Origin of the sequence: Kribbella flavida DSM 17836 (assembly GCF_000024345.1) — a bacterium.
Classification (GTDB): domain Bacteria; phylum Actinomycetota; class Actinomycetes; order Propionibacteriales; family Kribbellaceae; genus Kribbella; species Kribbella flavida.
Map to the genome: position 1 here is coordinate 4,934,079 of NC_013729.1, position 26,999 is coordinate 4,961,077.

Here is a 26,999-nt window from a genome sequence, read left to right on the forward strand (position 1 = left end):
CCTATCGGTGATGCCCTAGTCCTCCAGCTGCGCGACCAGGGACTTCGGGGCGACCTGCCGGTAGGCGTCCCGGACGACGTCGGCGAGCTGGTCCCAGTCGACGTCCTCGACGTCCAGGTAGACGCCGACCCAGCCGCGGTGCCCGACGTACGGCGGGCGGAAGAACCGCTCGGGGTCGGTGGCGAGCAGTTCCTCCTGCGCCCCTTCGGGGGCGGCGCACCAGCAGCCGACCCGGTCGTCGTGGTGCCGGTTCGCGAACATCACGAAGGTCTTCCTGCCCCGGACGAACCAGGTCGGCTCACCGTGGCTCAACCGCTCGGTCACCTCCGGCAACGCCAGGCACAACGCCCGCAACCGCTCCAGCCCGTCCACGCCGACCACCACCTCCGGGCTCACCCTCCCACCGCACGCGGCGGACGACCACCTCCGCCGACCCATCCCCTCGACGGCAGGTCTGATGTGATTCAGGTCACAGTGACCACGGTGCGTGTCTCCGCGTTACACGGGCAGTGCCGGACGGTGCGAGCGGCAGTGCCGCGCCGACAGGAGGTTCCCCCCATGCGCATTCGAGACCTGGCGGTGACCGCCACGCTGATCCCGGTCCTGATGCTCGCCGGTTGCGGCGCCGACAAGTCGGCCGACGTGGCCGCGTCGGCTCCGGGCGCCCACAAGGCCGCGAAGCCCGGCGCGTCCAGCCAGATCGCCGACGCCTCCGGCCAGCCGGGTGCGCCGACCGTCTCCGACGACCCGATCATCGCCGCCTACCACGACTACCGCGTCGCGCTCGACACGATGATGCGCAGCGGTGGCCGGACCACCAAGCAGCTGGTCCCGGTGATGACGCCGGAGCTGTACCGCTCGATCAGCCAGCAGGCGAAGTTCTACCGGACGAAGAAGCTGCGCAACACCGGCGCCACCAGGGTGATCTGGGCCAAGCGCACGGTTGCCGCGGCCGGTGTTCTGGTCCGGGCCTGCTACGACACCTTGCAGGCCCGCACCGTCGACGCGAAGGGCAGGAGTGTGCTGCCCGCGAAGACGCCGACCCGGTGGGTCGACGAGATGCGCATCGAGCAGCACGACGGCCGCTGGGTCGTCGACGGCGGCCGCACGCTGCCGCAGAAGTGCTGACCCGTTCGACCGCGCACGTACTGACCCGCTGACGTCTCCGGGCCGCCGCCCCCACGGCACACCTCGCGCCCCGGAGCCAAGCCCCCAGCGCGGAGAGCCCCGCTCTCCGCGCTGTCGGCTCCCCGCACCTGACCGAGCCCCGGATACGATCGGGTCGTGCCTGGGACAGTGGACGACGTCGACCGGTTCGAGCTGTCGAGACCGCGCCTGGAAGCCATCGCCTACCGTCTGCTCGGTTCCGCGGCCGAGGCTCAGGACGCCGTGCAGGAGACGTTCCTGCGCTGGCACGCCGCCGACGTCGACCGCATCGAGGTTCCCGAGGCGTGGCTGACGAAGGTCCTCACCAACCTCTGCCTCAACCAGCTCACCTCCGCGCGGGCACGGCGCGAGACGTACGTGGGCCGGTGGCTGCCCGAGCCGCTGCTGGCCGGCGACCCCATGCTCGGCCCGGCCGACGCCGCCGAGCGACGGGAAGCGGTCTCGTACGCGGTGCTCACTCTGATGGAGCGGCTGTCGCCCAACGAACGGGCCGTGTACGTCCTGCGGGAGGCCTTCGACTACCCGCACCGGGAGATCGCCGAGATCCTCGAGGTCACCGAGGCCGCCAGCCAGCAGATCTATCACCGTGCCAAGAAGCATGTCGCGGACGCCAAAGCCCGCCCCGTCATCGACAAGGCCGCCGCCCAGCGGATCGTCGAGGAGTTTCTCGCGGCCGCCACGAGCGGCCGGACCGAGCAGCTGGTCCGCCTGCTCACGACGGACGCCATCTCCGTCGGCGACGGCGGAGGCAAGGTTCCGGCCCGCACCAAGGCGTTCGAGGGAGCCGTCGCGGTCGCGCAGTTCGTGCAGGGCCTGCTCAAGCCGGCCGAGGCCAAGCGCGCCCTCGTCGGCGGCTCGCCGCAGATCTACGCCTCGACCGCCAACGGCGAACCCGCCGTGGTGGTCGTCGTGGACGACCGGGTCGTCGCGATCATGTGCCTGGAGGTCACCGCCGAGGGCATCACCGCCTGCCGCACCCAAGCCAACCCGGACAAGCTCGAACGTGCCACCGACCAGTGGGCGGCGGCCGACCGCGGGGAACCCCTGCTCGTGATGTGATGCGCGTCACCCACGCCCCTTGTCAGCAAACGGCGGCCTGTCCGGTTCAAGGGGCACATCCGAACCGAACAGGAGCTGACGATGAGAGTGTTGGTTGCGGGAGCGACTGGAGCGATGGGCAAGCAGCTGGTACCGCGGCTGACCGGCGCGGGCCACGAGGTGTTCGCCATGATCCGCAGTGCGTCGGACAAGGCCAAGACGACGCAGCTGGGCGCGGTGCCGGTGATCGCCGACGCGCTCGATCGGGCCGCGGTGGAGGCCGCCGTGCGCCAAGCGTCGCCGGAGGTGGTCGTGCACCAGCTGACCGCGATCGGGCACATCGACACCCGCCATTTCGACCGCAGCTTCGCCGCCACCGACCGGCTGCGGATCGAGGGCACCGACAACCTGCTGGCAGCCGCCCGCGCGGCCGGCGTACGACGGTTCGTCGCCCAGAGCAACGGCGCGTTCACCTACGGCCGGACCGGCGGGCCGGTCAAGACCGAACAAGATCCCCTGGATCCCGCACCGATCCCCCCGATGGCCCCGATGATCGCCGCGGTCAAGCACCTGGAGAACGCCGTGCTCGGCGCCACCTGGACCGAGGGCATCGTGCTGCGCTACGGCGCCTTCTACGGGCCCGGCACCTCCATGGCGCCGGGGTCGGAGCAGTTGGAGATGATCCGCAAGCGCAAGTTCCCGGTCGTCGGCGACGGCGGCGGGGTGTGGTCGTTCGTGCACATCGCCGACGCCGCCGAGGCCACCGTCGCAGCCCTGGAGCACGGGGACCGCGGTGTCTACAACATCGTCGACGACGACCCTGCCCCGGTCGCCGAGTGGCTCCCGGAACTGGCGACGATGCTCGACGCCAAGAAGCCGATGCGCGTGCCGCGGTTCGTCGGACGGCTCGCCGCCGGACCGGCCGGCGTCGTGCTGATGACCGAACTGCGCGGCGCGTCCAACGCCAAGGCCAAGCGCGAGCTGGGATGGCGCCCGGCCCATTCCAGCTGGCGCCAAGGCTTCCAGGTGTGACCGTGCGGTGATCCCCGGCCGCCGCGAAGGCGCCTTCGCGGCGGTCAGTGCTCCCGTGGGGAAGGCCTGCTCGCGGCGCTGGGGCGCGACTGCACCAGGGTCAGAGGGGGTGCCGGGACTCCTGGCGGATGAGTTCTTCGACCGCGGCGCGGAGCTCGTCGTCGTGTTCCGGACCGGACCAGACGACGATGCGGGCCCGGTCGCCGAGCTTGGCGGCGACGAGTTCGCGGGCCGGCGTGGGATCGCCCTGGTTCAGCAGAATCAGCAGCCGCCTGCCGTCGCGCGCGAGCCGGTCGAGCAGCGGCGGCAGTGTCGACCCCCGGAACACCCCGGGATCGCTCTTCACCTTGGTCTCGACCATCACTCCGCGGCCCCGCACCACCAGCAGGAAGTCGGCCCGGTCCCGGGCGAACTCCCCGTCGTGGTAGATCCGCGCCTTCGGCCAGAGCCGCCGCAGCGCCTCGTCCACGTCGGCGTCGTACCGGGCCGCGAGCCGGCTCACCCGCGAGCTCGTCCCGCGCGGCCGGAACGACTCCGGCGTACGGCGGGCCGGGTGGCGGCGGCCCAGCAGCGGCGACAACCATCGATGCAGTCGGGCGTCGATCATCGGCGGACTCCCTGGAGCTGGCCGGGCACTGTCCGGAAGTCTTCCAGCACCAGCGGTGACAAAACCTGCCGGCGAGCGATCGTGATCCCATCGCGACGAAACCACGCGCGATGCCGGGGCCACTGCTCTCCAGCGGACCCGGCATCGGGTGACAGCGGCGACTCCGGGTCGCCGACGGGTCAGGCGTTCTTGATCGCGGAGACCTCGATCTCGAGCGTGATCTTCTCGCTCACCAGCACGCCGCCGCCCTCGAGCGCCGCGTTCCAGGTGACACCGAAGTCCTTGCGGTTGATCACGACCGAGCCCTCCAGCCCGATCCGTACGTTGCCGAACGGGTCGGTCGCCGAGCCGGTGTACTCGAAGTCGATCACGACCGGCTTCGTCACGCCCCGGATGGTCAGGTCGCCGGACACCTTGAAGGTGTCGTCGCCGGCCGGTTCGACGGCGGCCGACTCGAAGGTGATCTCCGGGTGGTTGTCCATGTCGAGGAAGTCGTTGCTGCGCAGGTGGTCGTCCCGCTGGCCGTTGCGGGTGTCGATGCTCTTGGCCTGGATGGCGACCCGCACGCTGGAGTTCGCCGGGTTCTGCCCGTCGACGTGCGCGGTGCCCTCGAACTCGTTGAACGATCCCCGCACCTTCGTCACCATCGCGTGCCGGGCGACGAACCCGACCCGGCTGTGCGAGGGGTCGATGGTGTAGTCACCGGTCAGATCGGCGTACGTGCTCATGGAAAACTGCCTCCGGAGGCGTTTAGTTGAACTTTCCACTTTCAATCTGCCACACCCGGCCCCGATCCGTCCAGCCTCGGAGAGCCGCCACGCGGCACGGATATGTTGCTACCGGCAACGGACTAATTGGGTTGCGTCCCGCCCGCCGGCCGCGTTTCAGTAGAGCCGCAACCGTCACGTAGAGGAGTAGGGCAGTGCAGGCGCTGAGCGCGGACGAGATCCGCCGATCCTTCGTCAACTCGACCAAGAGCCAGGTGAAGGCGATGACCCTGCCGACCGGGTTCGACGAGCTGCCGTGGGAGTCGCTCGACTTCCTCGGCTGGCGTGACCCGAAGGCGCCGGCCCGCGCCTACCTCGTCGTACCGCGGGAGGAAGCGCTGACCGGCATCGCGCTGAACACCGCGGCGACCGGCAAGCCCCGCCGCGGCACCGGGCTGTGCGACATCTGCCACACCGCGCACCAGGTCACCGACGTCGCCTTGTTCGCGGCGCGCCGGGCTGGTGCGGCCGGCCGGGCGGGCAACACGGTGGGCACCTACATCTGCGCCGACCTGGCCTGTTCGCTCTACCTGCGCGGGCTTCGTGAGCTCGAGGTACCGCAGGGCGAGACCGTGCCGCCGCAGGTACGGGTGCAGCGGCTGGCGGTCCGGCTTGAAACCTTTGTGTCCCGGGTACTCGCCTGAACGCGTCCGGAGCGGCAGAATGCTCCGGCGGGCTGGTCGTGGGGAACCAGCGTGATACCCAGGTCACGCAGGCCGGACAGAGAACGAGGTCGCGATGTCGGAGTTCAGAATCACGCACGAGGTCCACGTGGTGCACCCGGACATCCGGGAGAAGCTGACCACCGCCACGATCGACGCGATCAACGAGTCCAGTTCGCGCTCGGCCGAGGACGCGGCGCTGGTGCTGCGCAACCGGCTCGGCGAGATCGGCGTCCACATGAGCCCGGAGGCGTGCCTGGCCGCGGTCGAGCGGATCCGCTCCGGCAAGAGCCTGCGCTTCGAGATCGAGCGCGCCGACGACTGACGCACCCGCGCCCCCGCCGCGACCCGACCTGAGGTTCGTCGGGGTCGATCTGGCCTGGGGCCGCCGCGGCGTCACCGGTCTCGCCGTCGCCGACGCGACGGGCCGGCTGCTCGATGCGGCCGTCCGGCGTACCGACGACGACATCCTGGCCTGGTTGCGCCGGTGGACCGGCGGTCCGTGCTTCGTCGCCTTCGACGCGCCGGTGATCGTGGTGAACCCGGCCGGCCACCGACCCTGCGAGCGGCTGATCTCGCAGTACTTCGGCCGGTACGGCGCGTCCTGCCACGCCGCCAACACGGCGGGCGCGAGCTTCGTCGACGGCTCACGCGCCGTCGGCCTCGTCGAGGCCCTCGACCTGGACCTCGACCCCACCAGCACGTCGCCCCGCCGCGCCGCCGAGGTCTACCCGCACCCCGCCTTGGTAGCGCTTTTCGACCTGCCGCGCGTGCTGCAGTACAAGGCGAAACCCGGCCGCGACTTCCACCACCTGCGGTCGGAGATGCTCCGCCTCGCCGAGTACGTCGAGTCCCTGGCGACCGCGCCGACGCCGCTGCACGTGAAGACCTGCGATGCCTGGCACAACCTGCGCACCGGACTCGCCCAAGCCACCATCAAGGCCGACCTCAAACGTGTCGAGGACACCCTCGACGCCGTGGTCTGCACCTATATCGCGCTCTACGCCGCCACCAACCCCACCGAGGTCCGCTACTTCGGCGACCCGGCCACCGGCCAGATCCTCACCCCGGTGACGCCGGCCTTGGCGGCGCGCTTCGACCAACAGTTTCCACCGCCCCGATCCCGTTCAGTGTCTGGTCACAGCAGCCTTGAGGTCGTCCGCCCGCAGCAAGGCAAGTAGCTCGAGATCCACGCCCTCGAGCGCCTCGCCACCACCCTGCCCCCGGTCGATCACACACAGAGCCTCTCGCACCTCGGCACCCAAGGCCCGCAACTCCTCGGTCGACAGCACGATCTGCCCACCGCTGGTGACCACGTCCTCCACCACCAGCACCCGCCGGCCCGCAACGTCCGCACCTTCCGCCAACCGCCGAGTGCCGTACCCCTTCGCCTCCTTGCGCACGAACGCACACGGCAGACCGGTGTGCCGCCCCAGCGCGGTGACGACCGGAATCCCACCCATCTCCAGTCCCGCGAGCACCTCGGTCTCGGCCGGTACCAGCGGCACCATCGCCGCGGCGATCTCGTCCAGCAGGACCGGATCCGCCTCGAACCGGTACTTGTCGAAGTACTCCCCCGTCGTGATGCCCGACCGGAGCACGAACTCCCCGGTCAGGTGCGCCACCTGCTGAATCCGCCGCGCCAGCTCCAGTCGCTCCACAACCGAAACCCTACGGGCCTCGTCCTCGGGTCCGTCGCGTCACGTGCCAATCGCCACGCCGTCGAGCCACCGAGGTGCCGGCTCAGCCTGCCTTCTGCTCAGGGCCGGACTGCAGCAGGTGCGCCGGCACCATGCGCCGGAAGTCCTCCACCGGGATGATGGGTACGCCGTACTCCCGCGCGGCCCGCGCCTTCAACGACAGGCTGTCGACGTCGGCCGCCACCACGAACGTCGTGTCCGGCCGCACCGCCTCCTGCGGGCGGAACCCGGCCGCGACCGCCCGGTCCCACCAGACCTCCCGCGCCTCGACCATGTCGCCGGTGAACACCAGCGTGCTGCCCGGCGGAAACCCGCGCGCCCCCGGCCGAGCCGGTACGACGTACTGGCCGTTGCTCGCCGCCAGCAACGCATCGTCCACATCGGCGGCAGTCCGCCCGAGCATGGTCGCGACCCGATCCAGATCCGCGCGCTGTCCCCCGGTGATGTCGCCGTCGCGCCAGACGGCGGCGGCCAGCCCGTCGAGGTACGAGCCGTGCAGCCGATCGACCTGCGAGCGGGTCAGAGCGAGATCCGTCGCCACGTGCACCAGCAGGTCCGCACCGGCGGCATCGATCTCGCGATCGGCCAGCAACGTGTCCAGGACGCTCAGGTACGAGTCGGCCTGCGGCGGCTCCGGCACCCGGGGCAGCTGATCGACCAGCCGGCTCATCCACCCGTGCCGGCCGCCGGCGTGCACCGGTCGCACGGTCGGCGTGAAAGTCGTGCCCGGCAGCTCCGGCCACGGCAGCCCACGGATCTCCTCGTACGCCCACTGCCACGGCGGCGGGGACGGGAACGACCGCAGGTACGTCGCGAACAGCTCAGCCGTCGCGCGCGTGTCCGCGAGGGCCGAATGCCAACCCTGCAGGGAGATCCCGGCCGCGGCGCAGCATGCCCCCAACGTCCGCTTCGACCCCGGGTACAGATAGCCGGCGAGCGCCATCGTGCACATCGACCGCTCGGTGATCAACGGCACCACGTGCCCGAGCCGGGCGAACTCCGCCCGCAGGAACCCGAGGTCGAACTCCACGTTGTGCCCGACCACCATCCGCCCCGCGAGCAGCGCGCCGAGATGACGCGCGACGTCCACGAACTCCGGCGCGGCCAGCACGTCGGCGGTCAGGATCCCGTGGATGTGCTGCGGGCCGAGATCGCGCTGCGGGTTCAGCAGCGTCACCCACTCGTGCTCGAACCGGCCGTGCTGGTCGAGCAGCACGACCGCGATCTCGATCACCCGGTGCCGGTGCCCGGGCAGCAGGCCGGTCGTCTCGGTGTCGATGACGGCATACATCCGCGACGCCTCCTCGGGTTCGTTCCGACCTGACACCAGCCAACCAGGCGCCACCGACATTTCCCGGCCGCCGCCCAGGATCGCCGCCCAGCAGGGCGATCCGGATCAGGCCGGTACGTCGACCGCGATCTCCTCGCCCAGCGTCGCACCCAGCCCGAGATCCAGGTCGTCACCGCTCCAGAACCGGCCCGGGTCGTACCAGTTCGGGCGCCGCTCCGCAGGCAGCAGACCCATCTCCTCGTACGTCACCGCGACCACCTCGGCGCAGTACGCCGTCTCCAGCTCGAGCTCACGACGTCCCCGCCGGAACGCCGGCACCCGTCCCCGCAGCCAGCGGGAAGCCAGCCGGGCCGTCGACGGGAACGGCGTACCGTCGAGCCGCGCCACGACCCGCAGTACGGCGTCCTCCATCTCCTTGGTCACCGGGTGGTCCAGCTGCCGCAGCCACGCGCGCTGGCCGTACTTGTTCGACCAGGTGGTCACCGCGTCGCGCAGGTCGTGCAGCTGGACGCCGCGCTGGTGGTTCCCGGTCCACACGTCCGGCAGCGACCGGCCCAGCTCCGCGTGCCACATCAGGGGCGGCAGGTCCTCGATCACGATCGCCATCCCGACGTGGTTCACCGGGCTGTTCGTGGTCAGCCGGATCGCGCGGTCGGCCGCCGAACCGCCGCGAAACAGCCAAATGTCACCCGTTCGTGTCAGATCCGTAGCCTCGTCCAGCGATATCCGCGTCTCCACGTCGCTAGGTTAGTGCTCATGAAGCTATGGAAGGTGCTCGGCGTCGCCGGTCTGGTGGGTGTCGCGGCGACCGGTGTGGTGATCGCGCGCGGCGAGCGCAAGCGGCGCGCCTACACGCCCGAAGAGGTCCGCGACCGGCTCAAGGCCCGGGTCCGGGAAGCCGCCAACGCCTGACGCGCGCCGGCCCGCGGGATCGGGCCGGGACACGCCCTAGAGGTTGTGCAGAGCAACCTCTTCCAGCCGCCCGTCGGTGATCGTGGCGGTCTGGAACGTCTTGTACGGCTGGCGCCGGCGGTCCGTCGGCGAGCCCGGGTTGAGCAGCCGCAAACCCCGCGGCGTCGTACTGTCCCACGGGATGTGGCTGTGCCCGAAGACGAGCAGATCGACGTCCGGGTAGGCCTTCTCGCACCGCAGCTCCCGGCCCTTGGCCGCGCCCGTCTCGTGCACGACGGCGACCCGCAGCCCGTCGAGCGTCTCGCGCGCGACCTCCGGCAGCCGCTTCCGCAGCTCGGGGCCGTCGTTGTTCCCCCAGCACCCGATCAGGTGCCGCGCCCGCGCGGTCAGCTCGTCGAGCAGCTCGACGCTCACCCAGTCACCGGCATGGACGACGACGTCGGCTTCGTCCACCGCGTCCCAGACGGGCTCGGGCAACCGCTTCGCGCGGACCGGCAAGTGGGTGTCCGAGATCAGCACAAGCCTCATGGACCCCCACTATGCCAGCGGCCTCGCCGTGAGGCCGGACCGCTCACTCCCAGCGGCCGGCGTGGTCAGCTCCCGCCCGCCTGCGCCGCCTGCAGCTGAGCGATCAGCTCGCGCTCGCGCGCCGGGCTGAGACCAGCCTTCCGCTCGCGGTCCAGACCCAGCTCCCGCTCCCACTCCAGCGCGTCCCGCAGGAACTCCGCCCGCGGCCGGTGCTTCAGCCCAGCTGCAACCGCCGCCTGTCCACTGCGGCTCGACCAGCCTTCGTACCCCGGCTCGGTCAGCCACATGGCGAGCGACTCCGGCCCCATGTACTGCTCGACTTTCTGCTCCTTCAGCCACTCCCGCGGGGCGAGCACCACCGGCCCGGTGTGCCCGCCGATCTCCCGGACGAGCTCGATCCACTGCCCGAACGGCACCACCGGACCGATCGCGTCGAACGTCCCGACCACCTGCTGCTCCGCGCAGTCCAGCAGCCACGACGCCAGATCCCGTACGTCGATCACCGACGTCGCCAGCTCGGGCGTGTCCGGGACCAGCAGCGGCTCCTCCGGACCTCGGGCCGCCCGTGCCACCCAGGCACCGGCCCGGTCACTCGGGTCGCCCGGTCCACCGATCAGGCCGGCTCGGGCGATCACCAGCCGATCCCCGACAGCCTCGACCGAGGCCTGCTCGCACGCCACCTTCGCCTCGCCGTACTGGTCGCGGTCGGCCTCGTCGGACTCAGCCGCGGCGCGCAGCGGGAACGACTCGTCCGCGCCGGGCGTGCTGAAGTCGGCGTACACGTTGCCGGTCGACACGTACGTCCAGTGCCGCGCCCGCTCGCCGAGCGCCGCCAGCGCGGACCGGACGAAGCCTGGCTGCCACGACACCTCGAACACCGCGTCCCAGTCCTGCGCCGGTACGCCGTCGTACGCGTCGGGCCTGCTCCGGTCGGTCGCGACCAGCTGGGCGCCGTCGGCAACGGCTCCGCTCTCACCCCGGGCGACGCAAGTGACGTCGTGCCCGCGCGCGATCGCCTGCGTCGCGATCTCCCGTCCGAGCCAAGCGGTGCCGCCGAGTACCAGGATGTCCATGGCTCCAGCCAAGCAGTCCGGACCGGCAAAGCCCAGCTTGCTCTGCTGAGAGCAGAGCAGCTCGGGCAGGTCCGAATCCGGCACGCTTCGTGGCCTGCCCTCCGCGCGGCGTCATCAGGGAGCGCCGCCTCTTGCGAACCGCGGGTTCCGGGCGCACTGTCAGCAGCAGGGAGACTTTCACCAAGGGGGAACCATGGCGGGATTCGTGCAGATCATCGAGTACCGGACGGCGAAGCCGGACGAGGTCGTCGCGCTGATGACCGAGTTCCGTGCCCAGCGGCAGGCCTCCGGCGAGGGCCCGGGCCCGACCCGGGCGATGGCGTGCGTGGACCGCGACACCGCGGACCGGTACGTCTCGATCATCGAGTTCGCCTCGTACGAGGAAGCGATGGAGAACTCCAAACGGTCCGACACCAGCGAGTTCGCGGCCGGCCTGGCCGAGCTGTGCGACGGACCGCCGACGTTCCGGAACCTTGACCTGCTCGAAGCGATGGACTACCCACGCTGAGTTGGTCCCCAGGGTTTCGAGCGGGCCGGACACCGCAGGGAGTTCGGCGCCGGCCCGCTCGGGAAAGACCAGGTCCGCGGCGCCGGACCCGGTCGTGGTCAGCCGGGCTGGATCGGTGAGGTAGGAGCCAGTCGGTGGTGAGGAGCCGGTCTGCGGGTGACCGGTTCCGATGCGAACAGATCAGATCGGCGAGTCGTCCGATCCGGTCCTGGTGACGGCCCGGCGCGTCGGGTGCCGGGCCGTCGTCATGCCCTGGCCCGGCATGCCCGGCCCGGCATGGCCCCGGCCCTGTCGTGCCCGGCGGGTCATGGCCGGCCGGCGGTCGGCGCCGGCGGCGTACTACGCGGTCGGCGGCGGCGCCGGCGTACTACGGTGTCGCGCCGGCCTCGTTGGCGGTCTGGCCTTCGGGTGGGGGCTCGGGCGCGGGGTGCAGCTCCGGCCAGGGCCGGGGCGGCAGATCCGCGCGCACGGGCACCTCCGGGTCGGGCCCTGGATCGGGGTCCAGCCACTCGACCTCGGTCGCGCCCTCGTGGCCGTGGATGGCGATCACCGAGTCGATCCCGTCCCACACCGTGGTGGTCGGATAGTCGCCGTACCAGCGCAGCGCGACGGCCCCGTCGGTGAACTGCACCCCCTCGGCGACCGGCCCGGTCCCGCTGACGCCGGAGACGTCGTGGTGACGGATCAGCCGAAACCGACGAGAACTCATGTCGGCGCCACCTCCCACAACCGCTCCCCCGGCAACGGCCGGCCGCCGCCCGGATCCGCGGCCGACAACGGCTCGCTCGTCACCCGCAGCCCGGCGAACCGCCGGGTCATCGCCGCGGCGTACCGGCCCGCGAGCTCGGCCTCCGCGCAGTAGTCCGCGACCACGTGGTCCCCGAACCACACGCGGACCCGGCAGCGTCGAGATTCCGCGTCGTCGTCGCCCATCAGTGCACCCGGCGACTGGCAAGGAGGCGGCCGTTCCCGCCCCGTGGTGTTCCCATCAGCGACATCGAGCACCTGCACATCACGTCGATCACTTCCACTTCCCTGTGGGGATGGGTTCACAGGTAGTGACGAAGCCCTCACCGGCTTATGACGCGACTTCCGGAAATTTCTCCCCGCGGGCTTCAGCCGCGCACCCACGGCCCCCACGTGCCCTCGTCCTGAGCATCCGGCGTCGTGCCCGGCCCGAAGTACTTGATCCCCACACCCGGCAGGTACGCCGCCACCAGAAGCGAAAGGTTGTGACACAGCAGCACCGCAAGATCGGGCCGCACCGCCACCACCCGCTCGAAGGCCGCCTTCCCCTCCGCCTTCAGCACGTCGTCGTCCCGCCCGCCGAACCGGATGTCGACCTCGACCGGATACCCGTCCATCGCCTGCACGTCCTCGGGCCCCGGATCGACGTCGGCATACCCGTTGGGCCGCACGATGAACCCCAACCACCCGTCATCCACCGTCACGGCCCGCCCCCGCAACCCCACCTCCCCGTCCCCGGCCCCCGCCGCCCTCTCAAGCCCCAACGCCCCACACAACCACCGAGCCACCACCCCCGCCGGCTCCCCCGACCGAATGAACAAACTCGCGTTGTCGGACATCCCGCCTCCTCACCCCAGCCGTCGGCGTACCTCGTCCGCATCGAGGCCCGCCGCAACCTCAACCGCTCGCATGGCCCCCAGCTCCATCAGATGCGCCCCGGACTCGCCCGGCAACATCGTCTCCACGAACCACACCGCGAACTCCGACGCACTTTCCGCATCCGCCGCATCGAGCGTCACCGCCTGCCCGGTCCCACTGAGCGCAATCTCCAGCTCCGGCTGGCCCGGCCCCAACGGAATCAACGCCTCGAGCGCCATGCTCGACCCTTCAACACTGGTGCCCACCCGCACACCAGGCCACCGCTCGCGCAACAACACCGCGAACTTCTCCGCCGCAACCCTCCACGGCGGCTCCTCCAAGGGCGCAATCACAAACTCACTCACTCAGCAGCACCCACGGCTTCCACGGCTCGACGTCCGGCCCGTCAAGCCACGTGTTCGCCTCAAAGTAGTGCGTCCCCACCCCAGGCCGACTCGCAGCAACCAAGACCTCCAGATTGTGCGACAACAACACCGGCACCTCAGGCATCCCCGCCACCAAAGCCTCGAACATCAACCGAGCCTCCTCCGCCTGCTTCCCCTTGTGCGTCCGGCTCTGCACATCAACCCGCACCCCGTACCGATCCATCGCCTGCACCTCCCCCGGCTCCGGCTCGAACGAGTTCCGCTCGACGAACACCCCCACCCACCCGTCGAACGACCGCCCCCGCCCGCGGTACTGCAGCTCGTCCTCGGTGCCCGCGAGCAGCTCCAGCCCGAGGACGTGCGAAACCCACTCCCCCACCGCGCCGACCGGCTCGGCGACAGCCAGAAAGATCTCGTCGCTGTCAGCCACCCGTCCTCCTGCGACTCACCGATGCGAGCGAGAACTGACCCAGGGCCGCCACACCTCGACATCCGGCGCGTCCAGAGTCACCTCACCGTCGAAGTACTTCGTCCCCGCCCCCGGCAGATGAGCAGCGACCAAGATCGCCAGCTCCTCACACAGCACCATCGGTACGCCGGGATGCCCGTCGACCAGCCGCTCGAAGATCCGCCGCGTCTCACCATGCAGCACCGCCTCGGTCTTCGCGTCGTACTTGACGCTGACCTCCACGCCGTACCCGTCGATCGCCTGCACCTCGCCGGGTTCCGGATCCGGCGACACATACCCATTCCGCCTCACCACGACCCCCAGCCACCCCTCAGCCTCCGCAGGCCGCCCCCGCAGCACGACCCGCTCCGGCTCAACTCCCACCACTTCGAACCCGAGGAACACCACCATCCACTCAGCAACCTGACCAGGCGTCCCGTCCACGTCCAGAAAGATGCTGTCGGTACTGGACATCAGTACTCCTTCTTGTAGGTGACCAAGCGTCCGTCGGCCAGGATGAAATGGACTACGGCCGCGACCGTTCTTCCAGGTTGGCCGAAGGCCCGCATGGAGCGGTCGACGACGGCCTCGGCCAGCCCAACGTCTCGTCCGTCGATGACAAGTTCGCCGTCTGGCAGCACCTGCTCGCTGCCGTCCAGCACGTTGCGTTTGACCGCCTCGCTCGAGCCGCTGCGCAGCGTCTTGAACTCGATCTTCACTCCGGCGTCCGCACCGCTCCTGCGCACCATGGTGTCCGGGTTCTTCTCGCCGGACCCGTGATCCGGAACCCGCGCGTCGATCCGCCACCCTTCCTGCTCCAGCCGCTTCGCCACAGCGAGTTCCTTGGCCAAGAAGCTGTTCTGTGGATCGTGCACGCCGGGCCTGAAGTCGTCGCCGAACGCACGCGGTTCGAACGCCGGGTCGAATTCCCCTGGCTCCCCATCCGCCCGCTCCAGCTCAACCTCCACAGCCGGTACGTCGATCGCCTGCCGCGACACCTCCTCGCCCGGCTCGAACTCCGGCAGCTCCACCTCGACCACCGGCGGCGTCAGCGGTTCGGGGGGTTCTTCCGGGTAGTCGAACGTCGCGGTGACCCGGTCGACGGCGATGACCAGTTCCGCCCGCTGCCACGCCTCGTTCTCCCCGGCCGCCATCGCCTCCAGCAGCTTCCGGGCCGCCTCCCCGAGGTCGACCGCGATCTCGTAGTCCGGCTCGTCCTCGTCCCGACGTTCCTGGTCCTCGTCGCGCTCCGAGACGTTCAGCCGGCCCTCGGGATCAACGACGATCTCGACCTCCAGCGGCTCCGGCGTCTCTTCCCGGTCCTGCTCGTCCTTCTCCTGCCGCTTGCGGAACTTCTCCATCGCCTTGCGAGCGACCACGATCAACGGCGGCTCAGGCGCCTCCGGATCCTCGACCGGCCGGTACCGGGCCGACAACCGCTTGGTCCGCCCCTTCGAGTCCCGCTCAGCGACATCACCGATTCCGCCGGTCGCCCGGTTCCGGTCCGCCGAGCCGGCATCCGGCCGATCCGTCGACCGTCGCTCACCGACCAGCCGTTCCGCCCAGGCCTTGGCCTTCGGCGGCGCCATCGCCAGATAGTGCGCCGCCGCCTCGCAGGCCCGAGCGGCCGCGTCCAGCTGCTGCGCCGCGACCGTCGCCTGCCCGTGCGACGCGGCGATCGCCACCGCGGCGTTCTCCCGGCACCGCTCGGCCGTCCGCTGCAGGTGGATGACGACCTGAGGCACCTCGTCGAGACACTCGACCAGGCCCCGAGCCACCCGCTGCAGGTCGGAGGGCACGGTCGGGCCTAGATCTGGTCCGCGTAGCTCTTGCAGCCGGCCGAGGCGATCTCCAGTGCCTCGGCTGCCTGCTCGACCGCCTTGCCGGCCGCGTCGAGGATCTCGGAGATGTCGCGGTCGACCCCGGTCGCCGTACCGGCGATCAGGCTCTCCACCTGCGCGCTGTGCTGGGTGAACCGCAGCTTGAACCCCGCCAGGCCACCCGCCGCCTGCTTGGCCTCGGCCGAAACCTGGTGCAGCTGTTCCTTGAGCCGCTGTACGTCGGACACGTCGACTGCCTCTTCCCTAGGAGTTGCGCTTCTTCGGCAGCACGATCGCCGTTCCCGACACGATCACCGGGACACCGATCGCCAGCCACCACGGCAGCCCGGCCGCCATCAGTACGACGACCAGCACCGCCCCGCCCCAGCCCCACCAGCGCGCACCGGGCAACCGGGGCAGGCCCAGGACCCGGGACGCCGCCAGCATCGTGACCGCCGCGAGCGCGGCAGCCTCGATCCCGGCGAGGAACGACTGGGTGACCACCCAGACGACGACGAACCCGGCCACCGTCAGGGCGGCGCTGATCGTACGGCGCTTGCGGCGTTCCTGCTCGGCCCGGGTCGCCGCCCGGACCTCTTCCAGCTTGTCCACGGTGTCCGCGAGCTGCTTGGTGATCCTGGCCGCCGCGGTCTCGATGTCGGAGATCCCGCGGATCTCGGGCAGCGGCACACTGGCCTTCTTGCCCTCCGGCGGCAGTCCGGCGCGCTCCAGGCTCACAGCGGCCTTCTCGGCGAGCCCGTTGAGCCGCACCTCCAGCTTCCGCCCACGCTCGGCCATCGCGTCGGCCTCGGCCATCGCGGCGACCTCAGCCTGGGTCCTGGCCGCAGTCATCCGGTCCTGCGCCTGCTGCGCGTCGGCACGGGCACTGGCAACCTGCCGCAGCGCCCGCGCGTACTCCGCCCACTGCTGCTCCTCGGTCTTCATCGGCGCACCTGCTCCACGCACCGGTCGACCTCGTCCACCCGCAGCGGCGCGAACGGTACGACAACCTGCGCCTCCGGGTGCAGCCCGTCCCACAGCAGGCCCCGGTGCGGCTCCGACGCCCAGCGCATCAGCGGACCGCACACCGCACGCACCCCGTCCTGCGGGTGCCGCAGGAACAGGTGCGTCGCCACGTTCGCCCGGCCGTAGCCCAGCTGCTCGGTGCACACGTGCAGCCGGTTCCACCAGCCGAAGGTGATCAGCCCCTGCGTCGGTCCTTCGCGCACGATCTCCTGCAGCGCGTTCGCGGGGCTCTCGAAGATCCCGTCGACCTGCGTCTGCATCTTCGGTACGCCGTGGAAACCGAACCCCAGCAGGTACGTCGTACCGCCCACCTGGCCGTCGCGCACCGCGTCCCGCAGCGAGAAGATCCGCGGCGCGACGTCCTCGTGCTTGTCGATCGTCTCCACCTCGCAGCCGAGCGAGCGCAAGGTCTGCACGAGCGCTTCCTTGCCCTCAGCAATCACCGGCGACGATCCGGTGCCGTCCACGAAGACGAACCGCGGCGCCACAACGGCGGCGGCTGCCGCAGAGATTGCGAGTCCTGTCAGCACGCCCAGCGCATCAGCCGGACCGTCGCCGAGCACCAGTACGCCGGCGCCGGGCTCGGGCCGTACCTCGATCGCCACCGGCTCCTCGGTCACCGCGATCGGCAGCCCGGTCCATGGACGGCCCAGCTCGGGCTTCACCGCGGCCGCTGTGTCGGGCAGTCGCGCCGGCTCGGCCAGGTGGAAGACGCGCGGCGGGTGCGTCGTACCGGATCGGCGCCACAGCTCATGGCGCAACTGGTCCAGCACCGGCTTGTCCGCGAAGCTGACCAGGACGTGCTGGTTGTCGTCGGGCGAGCCGAAGTTGGCGTTGAGCACCGCCTCGCCACGGAACTGCAGCTCGGCGGCGGCAGTGTTGCCGGTGCGCAGGATCGCCTGCGAGTCGGCCGGTGTCGTCTTCAGCGCGATCCGGTACGGCACCTGGCCGAAGATCGAGTCACGCCGGGTCGACAGGCGTTTGACCCCTTCGATGGTCTGCGTCGCCAGCACCACGTGGACGCCGTACGCGCGACCGAGCCGGACCAGTCGCTCCAGCAGCCGCGCCGCTTCGTCGGCCAGCTCGTCGTCGTCCTCCAGCAGCACCTGGAACTCGTCCAGCACGGCCAGGATCCGCGGCGGACGGCCAGGACCAGGGCCCAGCTCGGCGATGTCGGCGACGTTCCCGTGGGCCTTGAAGATCTCGCTGCGCCGCGCGAGCTCGTCGGACAGGTGCCGCAGGACGGCGAGACCGAAGGCACGGTCGCTGTGGATGCCCAGGACGCGGACGTGCGGCAGCCAGTGCTCGCGGTCGGCGGCCGGCCCCAGCGCGGAGAACTCGACGCCGTGCTTGAAGTCGAGCAGGTACATCTCCAGGTCCGCCGGGTCGTACCGGGCGGCGAGGCCGTGGATCATCACGAGCAGCAGGTTCGACTTGCCCTGGCCGACCGCGCCGCCGACCAGCACGTGCGGCAGCGCCGGGTTGCCGCTGCGCAGCCGGATCAGCGCGGGCGTGCGGTCGTCGTACCCGATCACCGTGCTCAGCTCGTCCTTGACCGGCTGCCACCACGTGGACCGGTCCGGCAGCGTCCGGTCGAACTCGATCGTCGGCAGCACCGCGATCTCGGCCAGCTCGGCGACGACGTCACAGATGCCGGCAGCAACGTTCGCGTCGAACGGCGGGTCCAGTCGCGCCGCCACGTTGGGCAGCTGGGACAGCTCGACCTTCTCGTTCGCGACGGAGACCGGCGTGAGCAGATCGAGCAGCTGGCGCGGGTCGACGTCGCTCTCCGACGCCATCGCGGGGTCGTGGTGAACGAGGAAGCAGATGCCGCGGTCGGCGCCGGTCGCCGCGAGCCGGACCAGGTCGCGCTGGGCGAGCGTGTCGATGCCCGCCGGGTAGTCGAACAGCACGACCAGCCGGTACGGATCGGTGACCCGCCCGGTCTCCCGGATCAGCTCCTCGAACCGTTTGTGGCCCAACTGGGCCTGCCGGCTGGCCCGCAGCGACGACACGTCGACCAGCCCGGACAGCACGCCGTGCAGCTGCTCCGCGGTGTGTGTTGCCCTAGGCACCAATTGCGGGTACTTCGTGGTCAGGTGCCCGAGCAGGCCCATCATGCCGGTCAGCCGTGGGTCGAACGAGTCGATCCGCAGCCGGAACGGCTCGGACGCCGCGACCAGGCGCAGTGCGACGCTCTGCAGGAGCCGGCGGGCCGACTCAGGCCGGTCCGACGTGACTCGCCAGCCGTTCGTGCGCAGCAGCGGCGCCACGACCGGCGTACCGGTGTCGAGATCGCCCACCCGCACGTACGACGGAACGCCCGCGCCGACCAGCTGGCGGGATCGCCAGCGCGCGTCGTTCGGAGGAATGGAGGCCAAGCCGGGAGCCAGCCGGTCGGCGAGCAGGCGCGCGGCCGGCTCGGCCGTGGCCAGCGCTTCGGCGGTCGCGGCCTCGACGAGTCCGCGGGACTCGCGCCGGGCGGCGGCGGTCTGCTCCTGCAGCTGACGGTGCAGCTGGACGGCGCGCTGATGCTCGCCCCGGGTGAGGCGCCGGGCGTTGTCGAGCAGTTGCGCCAAGGCGTGCTGCAGGCCGCGTATGCGAGCTTCCAGAACCTCCGGAGAAACCGGTCCGGGCATAGTTGTCCCGTCAGGCGCCTCCGTCACGAGCACCGTCCTTCCACCTTCGCCCCGCGACCTTTCCTGGCGGGGACAACCATGTCACACCAACCGTCCCATTCGTCACTCCAGGCACCACAAGTCTCACCTGCCGACCGATCAGTTGGGTGCGACGATCTCGAGCTGGTAGCCGTCCTCGTTGTGCAGGAACGCGGCGTAATGCTGCGGCCCACCGGCGTACGGGTGGCGGTCGGCGAACATCAGCGTCCAGCCGTGCCCGGCGGCCTCGGCAACGATCCCGTCGACCTCGGCCCGGTCGCTCGCGTTCAGCGCGAGATGGTTCATGCCCGGCCGCAGCCGGTCGTGCTCGGTGGCCGTCATGGCGGGGCTTTGCTCGACGACCAGATAGCTGCCGTCGGGGCTGGTCCAGGTCTGGCCTCCGGGCCAGCCGTCACCGTCCTTCCAGCCCAGCCGGCCGAGGATCCAGCCCCAGCTGCTCACTGCCCGGGACAGGTCCGGGACCCAGATCTCGACGTGGTGCACCGCGGCGGCCATCGGAGCATTATCTGTGCTCGTCGAGCCGGTGCGACACCGCCATCGATGCCAGTCCGGAAACCATCAGCCAGACCAGCGCCGCGAGCAGCCAAGGCCACCACGGCCGGCCGGCGGCGACCTCCGCCGCGGCCTTGCCGAACAGCCCACCCGCCGGGGCGAAGACCAGCACCAGCAGCGCGCGGGCGACGGCGGTCTCCTTGGTCATGCATTCATTGTCGGAGCGGATCGCCGGCCTCGCAGCGACACGGCGTGGCTCCGCCTTCCGGGGCGGGGTTTTCGGGGCCGGGCGCTGCTGCGGGACGCGCGTTTGCGGCGGCGAGTTCCCCACGGGTTCCGGTTCAGGTCCTGACGGGTTCATTGGGGCGGGCCCGGATCGGCGGAAATATGTCTGTGACAGGGTTTAGCGTCTTCGGTGACAGACCGAAAAGGATCGGGGGCACAGTGAGCGGGACCCGGATCGAGACCACGGCGTACGGCGCGGCCGCGCTGGACAGGCTGCACCACGTCGTCACGCGGCTGAAGGCCGGCGACCCGATGAAGCCGGTCACCCTGCTCCTGCCGGACAACCTGACCGGCGTGGTCGCCCGTCGGCATCTCGCCGCCACCGGCGTCGCCGCGCTGTACCTGGCAACACTGCCGCGCCTCGCCGAGCAACTGGCCGCGGGGCTGCTGGCGCCCAGGCGACCGGCGACGCGGCCGATCGTCGCGGCGACCTGGCGGACTGCGCTGTCCAAGGCGCCCGGGGTCTTCGACGAGGTCGCCGAGCACCCGTCGACCATCCAAGCGCTTGCTGCAGCGCACCGGGAGCTGCGCGATCTGAGCGATCCCGGTCTGGAGAAGGTCGCGGCGGCGTCGGGGCTCGGCCCGTCACTGATCCAGCTGCACCGCCACGTCTGCGACCAACTGCAGACCGATTGGTACGACGAGACCGACCTGCTGCGCGCCGCGACCGAGCGTGCGACCGCGGATCCTGCTGCCGTCGCGGAGCTCGGTTCGCTGGTGCTCTACCTGCCGCAGGAGCTGACCCAGGCCGAGGCGTCGTTCGTCGCCTCGCTGGGCATCGCCGCGGCCGATGTGACCGTGATCGTCGGCCTGACCGACGTGAAGCGGGCCGACCGCGCGGTGCGCCGGTCGCTGGAGCGGATCGGGATCGACCTGCCACCGTCGATCTCGAAGAACTACCCCGTGGCAACCGAGGTGCTGAACGCGTCCGACGCCGACGACGAGGTCCGCTGCGTCGTGCGCGACGTGCTCGCCACCCTGGAGAAGACGCCCGCGCACCGGGTCGCGGTGCTGTACGCCGCCGCCACGCCGTACGCACGGCTGCTGCACGAGCACCTCGCCGCCGCGAAGGTCACGGTGAACGGTCCCGGCACGCGGCCGGTGCACGAGCGCGCCCTGGCCCGCACGTTGCTGGAGGTTCTCGCCCTCGTCGACCACGACCTCCCGCGCGCCGACCTGTTCCGCGCACTGGCGAACGCTCCGACCCGCGACTTCACCGGAGAGCGGATCCCGGTTCCCCAGTGGGAGCGGCTGTCCCGCGCGGCCGGCGTGGTCCGCGGCGACGACTGGGACGTCCGCCTCGCCCGGTACGCCGACACGGAGCGCCGGACGGCCGACCAGGAGCGTGGCGCGGAGGATCCCCGGCCGGCAGTGGCCCGTCGCGCGGAGCACAACGCGTCCCATGCCCTGCGGCTGCACGCCTTCGCCGTCGAGCTACGGCGGCGGCTCAACGCAGCCGCGCTGATGGAGAGCTGGTCCGAGCTGTCGCACGTCGTGCTCCGGCTCTTTCACGATCTGCTCGGTGACTACGCATCCCTGCCGGTCGAGGAGCAGTACGCGGCAGTCGCGGTCGAGGGGACTCTGCGCGGTCTGTCCACGCTCGACGAGCTCGGCACTCCGGCCAGCCTGACCGTGCTGCGGGACGTGCTCGACCTCGAGCTGCAGCAGTCCTTGCCCCGGGTCGGCACGTTCGGCACCGGCGTCCTGGTGGCTCCGCTGTCCGCGAGCATCGGACTCTCGGTCGACGTGGTCTTCGTCGTCGGACTCGCCGAGGACCTGTATCCCGGCCGTCTGCACGAGGATGCCCTGCTGCCGCACAGGGTTCGCGAGGCGGCGGCGCCCGAGCTTGCCTCCGCCCGCGACCGGCTCGACCGCAAGCAGCGACACCTGCTGGCCGCCTTCTCCGCCGGAGCCTCCCGCGTCGTAGCGTCGTTCCCCCGCGGCGATCTGCGCCGGTCCAGCCGCCGGCTGCCGACTCGCTGGCTGCTCGGGACCCTGCGCGAGCTGAGCGGTGACCACGCGCTCGCGGCGACGGTGTGGGACCAGGCGTCGTACGACGGCCACCTGCTAACGTCCGCGTCGTACTCGGGTTCGCTGACCACAGCCAAGCTGCCGGCTACCGAGCAGGATTGGCAGGTCCGTGCGGCAGCCGCCGGGCTGACGTTGACGGACGCCGTGGTGGACCGGGCCCGACTGTTGCTGCGGGCCCGTGCTGCGGACGAGTTCACCCGCTTCGACGGCAACCTGTCCGGCGTCGACGGACTGCCGGACTACGCGACCGAGGACCGGATCGCCTCCCCGACGTCGCTCGAGGCCTACGCCGCCTGCCCGCACGCGTACTTCGTGGAGCGACTGCTGCAGGTGCAGCCTTTGGAGGCGCCGGAGGACCTGCTGGTGATCTCGCCCGTTCAGGTCGGAAACCTCATCCACAACAGCCTCGACGCCTTCGTGACCCGCCTGGCCGGTTCCTTGCCCGGCTACGGCGAGCCCTGGTCACCGGAGCAGCGGTCGCTGCTGCTGACGATCGGTGCCGACCTCGCGCAGCGCTTCGAGGCCGAAGGCCTCACCGGCCACCCGCGGTTGTGGCAGCGCGAACGGCTTCGCATCCTCGGCGACCTGATGGTCCTGCTGGACGACGACGACCGCTGGCGGGCCGAGCACAACGCGTCGGTGGTGGCGAGCGAGCTGCGGTTCGGGCTCGACGGCGAGCCGCCGGTCGAGATTCCGATCCCGTCGGGCCGGGTCTTGCTGCGCGGGTCCGCCGACAAGGTCGATCTCGGCAAGGACGGCACGATCTACGTCACCGACGTGAAGACGGGCGGCTTCTCCCGCTACGAGGCGATCGAGAACGATCCCGTCGCCGCCGGCACGAAGCTCCAGCTCCCGGTCTACGCGTACGCCGCGCGCGCCCGGCTCGGCGACGAGTCGACACCGGTCGAGGCGGCGTACTGGTTCGTCCGCAAGGGTGGCCGGCGAATCCCGGTGCCGCTGACGCCCGAGGTCGCCGAGCGGTACGTGCACGCCTTGGACGTGATCGTCTCGTCGATCGCCGCCGGGTACTTCCCCGCCAAGGCGCCCGAAGTGCCGGACTTCCTCTGGGTCCAGTGCCCGTACTGCAACCCCGACGGCATCGGGCACAGCGAGGTCCGGGCCCGGTACGACAGGTTGAGGTTCGACCCGACGCTGGATCGGCTGGTGCGACTGATCGACCCGGGCGCACTGTCCACCGCCGAGGAGGTGGCACTCGATGACTGAGCTGCTGGACGACGCGGCGCGAGAGCAGATCCGGACTGACACCGACACCACGCTGTTCGTGGAAGCCGGCGCGGGATCCGGCAAGACACACGCCCTCGTCGATCGCGTGACCACATTGGTCCTGCGCGACGAGGTGCCGCTGCGCACGATCGCGGCGGTGACCTTCACCGAGAAGGCCGGCGCAGAGCTGCGGGACCGGTTGCGCGTGGAGTTCGAGAAGGCCCGCAAGGGACCGCACCGCGCGCTGGCGGACGAAGCGCTCGACGACCTGGATTCCGCCTCGATCGGCACGCTGCACTCGTTCGCCCAGCAGATCCTGCTCGCCCACCCGATCGAGGCCGGGTTGCCGCCGCTGATCGACGTACTGGACGAGGTCGGTTCGTCCGTCGCCTTCGAGGAACGCTGGTCCGAGCTGCAGCAGCAACTGCTGGACGACGATGCCATCGCCGAGCCGTTGCTGCTCGCGATGGCGGTCGGCGTCGAGCTGAAGCACCTCCGCTCGCTGGCCCGCCTCTTCGGCAACGACTGGGATCTGATCGAGGAACGCGTCCTGGTCGACCCGCCCGAGCTGGTCGCGATGCCGGACCTGAGCGGCCTGATCGCCGCCGCGGCCAAGATCGGCGCGGCGGCCGAGAACTGCCGGGCCGACGACGACCGGCTGCTGCCCAAGGTCCAGCGGATCCGCGACCTCGGCGTGATGCTGGCCGCCGCGACCGACGCCGAGACCCAGCTGGCGGTCCTGCACAGCGTGCGCGCCCTCAAGGTCGGAAAGATCGGCCGCAAGGAGAACTGGCCGGACATCGCCCGGATGCGCGGCGACTGCAGCGAAGTGGTCGAGGTCGCCGGCTCGCTGGTCGAGCTTCTCCTCGACGCTTGCCTCCGGCACCTTTCGCACTGGCTCGCCGAGCGCGTGCTGGAGTCCGCCGAGCGACGGCGCGCCGACGGCCGCCTCGAGTTCCACGACCTGCTCGTCCTGGCCCGCGACCTGCTCCGGCGCGAGCCGTCGGTGCGCTCGGCCCTCCAGCAGCGCTACCAGCGCCTGCTGCTCGACGAGTTCCAGGACACCGACCCGATCCAGATCGAGCTCGCTGTCCGCATCGCTGGCGGCGCCGCCGCGGACGCCGAGGACTGGCGAGACGTGGAGGTCCCCGATGGCTCGCTCTTCGTCGTCGGCGACCCCAAGCAGTCGATCTACCGCTTCCGCCGCGCCAACATCGCCACCTACCTGACTGCCCAGTCCCTCCTCGGCGAGACGGTCACCCTCACCACCAACTTCCGCACCGTCACCCCCGTCCTGACCTGGATCAACACCGTCTTCAGCACCCTCATCACCCCCGCCGAAGACGCCCAACCCACCTATCACCCCCTGACCCCCCACCGCCCTTCCCCGCCCCCGACCCCCACGACCCTCCCCTCCGCCTCCGCCAACCCCTACGGCCGCAGGCCCACCGCATCAACCCCAGTCGGCCCCGTTCCCCCGCCGCCTTCCTCCCCAGCCACCGGCGACCAGCTCTCCCTCTTCGGAGACGCCGAGACCGACGCCGAAGACGAACCCACACCATCCCCGTCCGACGACCCACCCCTCGCCACCGTCACCCACATCCGCCGCCACCTCAGCGTCGTTCCCACCACACCACCCAGCGACGCCCCCACCGGCTACACAGCCCCAACGGTCATCCCCGCCTGGTCCCCCAACGACAACATCCCCGCCCAGACGGCCTCAACCCCACCCACCGCATCACCCGACACCCAGCCCCCAACCGGCGGCCCAGCCGTCACCATCCTCGGCGCCGACCCGCACGAGGACCTCCCCCGAGCCCAAGCCTCCGTCCTGCGCGAACGCGAAGCCGCCGACGTCGCCACCGTCATCTCCCAAGCCCTCGACGAAGGCTGGACGGTCTACGACGAGAAGACCTCCACCTGGCGCCCAGCCGGCGCCGGGGACATCGCCATTCTCGTCCCCGCCCGCACCTCGCTGCCGTTCCTCGAGGACGCCCTCGACCGCGCCGACATCCCGTACCGCGCCGAGGCCAGCTCCCTCGTCTACCAAACCGCCGAGGTCCGCGACCTGCTCGCCTGCGCCCGCGCCCTCGGCGACCCCAGCGATCAACTCGCCCTGGTCACCGCGCTCCGCTCCCCACTCTTCGGCTGCGGCGACGACGATCTCTTCACCTGGAAGCGATCCGGCGCCTCCTTCACCCTGACCGCCCCGGTCCCCGACAGCCTGCTGGCCCACCCGGTCGGCGAGGCGATGGAGTGGCTCCGCCGCACGTACTACGCCTCCCGCTGGCTCAGCCCGAGCGAAGTCCTCGCCAAGATCGTCGCCGACCGCCGCATGCTGGAAGTCGCCGCCACCGGCCCTCGCGCCCGCGACGCCTGGCGCCGGGTCCGCTTCGTCGTCGACCAGGCCCGCGCCTGGTCCGAGGTCGAGCACGGCGGCCTCCGCTCGTACCTCGCCTGGGCCGCGCACCAGGGCGAGGAGGCGTCCCGGGTCGCCGAGGCCGTGCTGCCCGAGACCGACGCCGATGCCGTCCGGGTGATGACGATCCACGCCGCCAAGGGCCTGGAGTTCCCGATCGTCATCCTGTCGGGCATGACCGCGTCCCCCAACCGCCAGCGCGGCGTCCAGGTCCTCTGGCCACCGGACGGCGGCTACGCGGTCAAGCTCAAGGCCTCGATCCAGACCGAGGACTTCGATCTGGTGCAGCCCGTCGACGAGCAGATGGACGAGTACGAACGCCGGCGCCTGCTCTACGTGGCAGCCACCCGGGCCCGCGACCACCTCGTTGTCTCGCTGCACCGATCCGGCACCCGCCGCCACTCCAGCAACGCCGAACTGCTCACCTCGGCCAACGCCCTGGACGTCCCTCACATCCACCGCCTGGCCACCCCGTCGACCAGCGCGCTCACCGCGGACCCGGCCTCAGCCTCCCGTCCCGAGGCCGGCGTACCCGGCGAGCATTTCTCGCTGGCCCCTGTCGCCTCAGCGGCTTCCCCCGACGACAACAACGACTCCCCCAGCGGCCAGAAGCAAGCCCTCACCACGCGCACCCGCCGCGCCCTCGAAGTGGCCCCACCCCTCAACCGCGCCGAATGGCAGACGCGCATCGAGCAAGCCCGCGCCTCCAGCCGTCGCAAGTCCTCGCACAGCCCCTCCGGCCTGGAAGGCACCGGCCCGGACGTCGCCCTCCACGAGGCCGACCCCGGCACCGCTAAAGCCGCCCGCGACATCGACCTCCCACCCTGGTCGAAGGGCCGCTACGGCACCGCCATCGGCCGCGCCGTGCACGGCGTGCTCCAGGTCGTCGACCTCACCACCGGCGCCGGGCTCGACGCGGCGGTCGCGGCCCAGTGCCTGGCCGAAGGAGTAGTCGAGTACGCCGACGTCGTGCGAGCCCTCGTCCGCTCGGCCCTCTCCTCCGAGATCGTTCAACGAGCCGCCACCCGCGACCACTGGCGGGAGTCCTACGTCGGCATCCCGCAGCCCGACGGCACCGTGCTCGAAGGCTTCATCGACCTGCTCTACCGAGAGGACGACGGCACCCTGATGATCGTCGACTACAAAACCGACGCCATTCCCGCCGCAGCCTTGCACGCCCGCATCGCCCACTACACCCCGCAACTCCAGGCCTACACCACCATGCTCCCCACCAAGTCCCGAGCAACCCTGCTCTTCCTGTCCCCCACGGCAGCCCATGCCCACCAGCTATGAATTTGCC

The 26,999-nt window shown here is 70.9% G+C and carries 30 protein-coding genes; 10 read left to right on the top strand and 20 right to left on the bottom strand.

Annotated elements, in window-relative coordinates:
* Positions 1-15: 15 nt before the first annotated feature.
* A complete protein-coding gene (locus KFLA_RS22705; RefSeq protein WP_237706568.1) occupies positions 16-396 on the bottom strand; it encodes an MmcQ/YjbR family DNA-binding protein in 381 nt (126 codons plus the stop codon).
* A gap of 162 nt (positions 397-558) precedes the next feature.
* Between KFLA_RS22705 and KFLA_RS22710 the strand changes: the two genes are divergently transcribed.
* From KFLA_RS22710 to KFLA_RS22720, 3 genes are all read left to right on the top strand, one after another.
* Complete coding sequence (locus KFLA_RS22710) at positions 559-1,128, top strand: hypothetical protein (protein WP_012922157.1); 570 nt, start codon at positions 559-561, stop codon at positions 1,126-1,128.
* Positions 1,129-1,284: 156 nt separating this feature from the next.
* Positions 1,285-2,226 (top strand): RNA polymerase sigma factor SigJ, encoded by a 942-nt coding sequence (gene sigJ / locus KFLA_RS22715; protein ID WP_012922158.1) that lies wholly within the window; start codon positions 1,285-1,287, stop codon positions 2,224-2,226.
* A gap of 81 nt (positions 2,227-2,307) precedes the next feature.
* The gene (locus tag KFLA_RS22720) at positions 2,308-3,237 is read left to right on the top strand and encodes an NAD-dependent epimerase/dehydratase family protein (RefSeq protein WP_012922159.1); all 930 of its coding nucleotides are present in this window, start codon (positions 2,308-2,310) and stop codon (positions 3,235-3,237) included.
* Between the two features lie 100 nt (positions 3,238-3,337).
* Here KFLA_RS22720 and KFLA_RS22725 read toward each other — a convergent pair whose 3' ends face one another.
* On the bottom strand, positions 3,338-3,844 hold the full coding sequence (locus KFLA_RS22725) for a hypothetical protein (protein ID WP_012922160.1): 507 nt from the start codon (positions 3,842-3,844) through the stop codon (positions 3,338-3,340).
* A 179-nt stretch (positions 3,845-4,023) separates the two neighbouring features.
* Positions 4,024-4,572 carry a YceI family protein gene (locus tag KFLA_RS22730; protein WP_012922161.1) on the bottom strand — a complete coding sequence of 183 codons (549 nt, stop codon included), beginning with the start codon at positions 4,570-4,572 and terminating at the stop codon, positions 4,024-4,026.
* A gap of 194 nt (positions 4,573-4,766) precedes the next feature.
* On the opposite strand from KFLA_RS22730, the gene KFLA_RS22735 reads away from it, so the two are divergent.
* The 3 genes from KFLA_RS22735 (at position 4,767) to KFLA_RS22745 (ending at position 6,454) form a co-directional block, all read left to right on the top strand.
* Positions 4,767-5,255 (top strand): FBP domain-containing protein, encoded by a 489-nt coding sequence (locus KFLA_RS22735; RefSeq protein ID WP_012922162.1) that lies wholly within the window; start codon positions 4,767-4,769, stop codon positions 5,253-5,255.
* A 94-nt stretch (positions 5,256-5,349) separates the two neighbouring features.
* Entirely contained in the window at positions 5,350-5,598 is a 249-nt protein-coding gene (locus KFLA_RS22740; RefSeq protein WP_012922163.1) for a hypothetical protein, read from the top strand.
* Positions 5,599-5,647: 49 nt separating this feature from the next.
* Positions 5,648-6,454: a DUF429 domain-containing protein gene (locus KFLA_RS22745; RefSeq protein WP_237706883.1), complete on the top strand. Its 807-nt coding sequence runs from the start codon at positions 5,648-5,650 to the stop codon at positions 6,452-6,454.
* On the opposite strand, the gene pyrE is transcribed toward KFLA_RS22745, so the two are convergent.
* The 3 genes from pyrE to KFLA_RS22760 form a co-directional block, all read right to left on the bottom strand.
* Entirely contained in the window at positions 6,401-6,934 is a 534-nt protein-coding gene (pyrE, locus tag KFLA_RS22750; protein WP_012922165.1) for an orotate phosphoribosyltransferase, read from the bottom strand. The two genes, KFLA_RS22745 and pyrE, sit on opposite strands and share 54 nt — an antisense overlap.
* An 82-nt stretch (positions 6,935-7,016) precedes the next feature.
* Entirely contained in the window at positions 7,017-8,264 is a 1,248-nt protein-coding gene (locus tag KFLA_RS22755) for an exonuclease domain-containing protein (protein ID WP_012922166.1), read from the bottom strand.
* Positions 8,265-8,369: 105 nt separating this feature from the next.
* Positions 8,370-9,002, bottom strand: coding sequence for a hypothetical protein (locus KFLA_RS22760; protein ID WP_012922167.1), 633 nt, complete (start codon positions 9,000-9,002; stop codon positions 8,370-8,372).
* An 18-nt stretch (positions 9,003-9,020) separates the two neighbouring features.
* On the opposite strand from KFLA_RS22760, the gene KFLA_RS38420 reads away from it, so the two are divergent.
* Positions 9,021-9,176, top strand: coding sequence for a hypothetical protein (locus tag KFLA_RS38420; RefSeq protein ID WP_012922168.1), 156 nt, complete (start codon positions 9,021-9,023; stop codon positions 9,174-9,176).
* Positions 9,177-9,212: 36 nt separating this feature from the next.
* Here the strand turns inward: KFLA_RS38420 and KFLA_RS22765 are convergent, their stop codons facing one another.
* Together KFLA_RS22765 and KFLA_RS22770 are read right to left on the bottom strand one after the other, a co-directional pair.
* Entirely contained in the window at positions 9,213-9,704 is a 492-nt protein-coding gene (locus KFLA_RS22765; RefSeq protein ID WP_012922169.1) for a metallophosphoesterase family protein, read from the bottom strand.
* Positions 9,705-9,769: 65 nt separating this feature from the next.
* Positions 9,770-10,777, bottom strand: a complete 1,008-nt coding sequence (locus tag KFLA_RS22770) for an NAD-dependent epimerase/dehydratase family protein (protein WP_012922170.1) — start codon at positions 10,775-10,777, stop codon at positions 9,770-9,772.
* Positions 10,778-10,970: 193 nt separating this feature from the next.
* On the opposite strand from KFLA_RS22770, the gene KFLA_RS22775 reads away from it, so the two are divergent.
* On the top strand, positions 10,971-11,285 hold the full coding sequence (locus KFLA_RS22775; protein ID WP_012922171.1) for a hypothetical protein: 315 nt from the start codon (positions 10,971-10,973) through the stop codon (positions 11,283-11,285).
* A 367-nt stretch (positions 11,286-11,652) separates the two neighbouring features.
* Here KFLA_RS22775 and KFLA_RS35865 read toward each other — a convergent pair whose 3' ends face one another.
* From KFLA_RS35865 to KFLA_RS22835, 12 genes are all read right to left on the bottom strand, one after another.
* Positions 11,653-11,994 (bottom strand): hypothetical protein, encoded by a 342-nt coding sequence (locus KFLA_RS35865; protein ID WP_012922172.1) that lies wholly within the window; start codon positions 11,992-11,994, stop codon positions 11,653-11,655.
* On the bottom strand, positions 11,991-12,218 hold the full coding sequence (locus KFLA_RS22785) for a hypothetical protein (protein WP_012922173.1): 228 nt from the start codon (positions 12,216-12,218) through the stop codon (positions 11,991-11,993). The genes KFLA_RS35865 and KFLA_RS22785 overlap by 4 nt, the downstream gene beginning before the upstream one ends.
* A gap of 182 nt (positions 12,219-12,400) precedes the next feature.
* The gene (locus tag KFLA_RS22790; protein WP_148256705.1) at positions 12,401-12,736 is read right to left on the bottom strand and encodes a hypothetical protein; all 336 of its coding nucleotides are present in this window, start codon (positions 12,734-12,736) and stop codon (positions 12,401-12,403) included.
* A 144-nt stretch (positions 12,737-12,880) separates the two neighbouring features.
* Entirely contained in the window at positions 12,881-13,255 is a 375-nt protein-coding gene (locus KFLA_RS22795; protein WP_041289453.1) for a hypothetical protein, read from the bottom strand.
* Positions 13,248-13,706: a hypothetical protein gene (locus tag KFLA_RS22800; RefSeq protein ID WP_012922176.1), complete on the bottom strand. Its 459-nt coding sequence runs from the start codon at positions 13,704-13,706 to the stop codon at positions 13,248-13,250. The genes KFLA_RS22795 and KFLA_RS22800 overlap by 8 nt, the downstream gene beginning before the upstream one ends.
* 15 nt (positions 13,707-13,721) lie before the next feature.
* Complete coding sequence (locus KFLA_RS22805; protein ID WP_012922177.1) at positions 13,722-14,198, bottom strand: hypothetical protein; 477 nt, start codon at positions 14,196-14,198, stop codon at positions 13,722-13,724.
* Entirely contained in the window at positions 14,198-15,523 is a 1,326-nt protein-coding gene (locus tag KFLA_RS22810) for a hypothetical protein (protein ID WP_012922178.1), read from the bottom strand. Before KFLA_RS22810 ends, KFLA_RS22805 begins: the two co-directional genes overlap by 1 nt.
* Before the next feature lie 8 nt (positions 15,524-15,531).
* Positions 15,532-15,792, bottom strand: coding sequence for a hypothetical protein (locus tag KFLA_RS22815; protein WP_012922179.1), 261 nt, complete (start codon positions 15,790-15,792; stop codon positions 15,532-15,534).
* Between the two features lie 16 nt (positions 15,793-15,808).
* Positions 15,809-16,489, bottom strand: coding sequence for a hypothetical protein (locus KFLA_RS22820; protein ID WP_012922180.1), 681 nt, complete (start codon positions 16,487-16,489; stop codon positions 15,809-15,811).
* Complete coding sequence (locus KFLA_RS22825) at positions 16,486-19,149, bottom strand: FtsK/SpoIIIE domain-containing protein (protein ID WP_237706569.1); 2,664 nt, start codon at positions 19,147-19,149, stop codon at positions 16,486-16,488. The genes KFLA_RS22820 and KFLA_RS22825 overlap by 4 nt, the downstream gene beginning before the upstream one ends.
* A gap of 198 nt (positions 19,150-19,347) precedes the next feature.
* Entirely contained in the window at positions 19,348-19,743 is a 396-nt protein-coding gene (locus KFLA_RS22830; protein WP_012922182.1) for a VOC family protein, read from the bottom strand.
* 7 nt (positions 19,744-19,750) lie between these two features.
* Positions 19,751-19,948: a hypothetical protein gene (locus KFLA_RS22835; protein WP_012922183.1), complete on the bottom strand. Its 198-nt coding sequence runs from the start codon at positions 19,946-19,948 to the stop codon at positions 19,751-19,753.
* A gap of 236 nt (positions 19,949-20,184) precedes the next feature.
* Here KFLA_RS22835 and KFLA_RS22840 point away from each other — a divergent pair, with 236 nt between their 5' ends.
* Together KFLA_RS22840 and KFLA_RS22845 are read left to right on the top strand one after the other, a co-directional pair.
* Positions 20,185-23,280 (top strand): PD-(D/E)XK nuclease family protein, encoded by a 3,096-nt coding sequence (locus KFLA_RS22840; RefSeq protein WP_041289454.1) that lies wholly within the window; start codon positions 20,185-20,187, stop codon positions 23,278-23,280.
* Complete coding sequence (locus KFLA_RS22845) at positions 23,273-26,992, top strand: UvrD-helicase domain-containing protein (RefSeq protein ID WP_012922185.1); 3,720 nt, start codon at positions 23,273-23,275, stop codon at positions 26,990-26,992. The genes KFLA_RS22840 and KFLA_RS22845 overlap by 8 nt, the downstream gene beginning before the upstream one ends.
* Positions 26,993-26,999: the final 7 nt, after the last annotated feature.

Excerpts from the sequence above, each read along its gene's own strand:
- KFLA_RS22835 (WP_012922183.1), bottom strand. The coding sequence starts at position 19,948 with ATGACCAAGGAGACCGCCGTCGCCCGCGCGCTGCTGGTGCTGGTCTTC.
- KFLA_RS22805 (WP_012922177.1), bottom strand. The coding sequence starts at position 14,198 with ATGTCCAGTACCGACAGCATCTTTCTGGACGTGGACGGGACGCCTGGT.
- KFLA_RS22710 (WP_012922157.1), top strand. The coding sequence starts at position 559 with ATGCGCATTCGAGACCTGGCGGTGACCGCCACGCTGATCCCGGTCCTG.
- KFLA_RS22725 (WP_012922160.1), bottom strand. The coding sequence starts at position 3,844 with ATGATCGACGCCCGACTGCATCGATGGTTGTCGCCGCTGCTGGGCCGC.
- KFLA_RS22730 (WP_012922161.1), bottom strand. The coding sequence starts at position 4,572 with ATGAGCACGTACGCCGATCTGACCGGTGACTACACCATCGACCCCTCG.
- KFLA_RS38420 (WP_012922168.1), top strand. The coding sequence starts at position 9,021 with ATGAAGCTATGGAAGGTGCTCGGCGTCGCCGGTCTGGTGGGTGTCGCG.
- KFLA_RS22830 (WP_012922182.1), bottom strand. The coding sequence starts at position 19,743 with ATGGCCGCCGCGGTGCACCACGTCGAGATCTGGGTCCCGGACCTGTCC.
- KFLA_RS22785 (WP_012922173.1), bottom strand. The coding sequence starts at position 12,218 with ATGGGCGACGACGACGCGGAATCTCGACGCTGCCGGGTCCGCGTGTGG.
- KFLA_RS22845 (WP_012922185.1), top strand. The coding sequence starts at position 23,273 with ATGACTGAGCTGCTGGACGACGCGGCGCGAGAGCAGATCCGGACTGAC.
- KFLA_RS35865 (WP_012922172.1), bottom strand. The coding sequence starts at position 11,994 with ATGAGTTCTCGTCGGTTTCGGCTGATCCGTCACCACGACGTCTCCGGC.
- KFLA_RS22755 (WP_012922166.1), bottom strand. The coding sequence starts at position 8,264 with ATGTATGCCGTCATCGACACCGAGACGACCGGCCTGCTGCCCGGGCAC.
- KFLA_RS22775 (WP_012922171.1), top strand. The coding sequence starts at position 10,971 with ATGGCGGGATTCGTGCAGATCATCGAGTACCGGACGGCGAAGCCGGAC.
- KFLA_RS22770 (WP_012922170.1), bottom strand. The coding sequence starts at position 10,777 with ATGGACATCCTGGTACTCGGCGGCACCGCTTGGCTCGGACGGGAGATC.
- KFLA_RS22720 (WP_012922159.1), top strand. The coding sequence starts at position 2,308 with ATGAGAGTGTTGGTTGCGGGAGCGACTGGAGCGATGGGCAAGCAGCTG.
- KFLA_RS22765 (WP_012922169.1), bottom strand. The coding sequence starts at position 9,704 with ATGAGGCTTGTGCTGATCTCGGACACCCACTTGCCGGTCCGCGCGAAG.
- KFLA_RS22740 (WP_012922163.1), top strand. The coding sequence starts at position 5,350 with ATGTCGGAGTTCAGAATCACGCACGAGGTCCACGTGGTGCACCCGGAC.
- KFLA_RS22820 (WP_012922180.1), bottom strand. The coding sequence starts at position 16,489 with ATGAAGACCGAGGAGCAGCAGTGGGCGGAGTACGCGCGGGCGCTGCGG.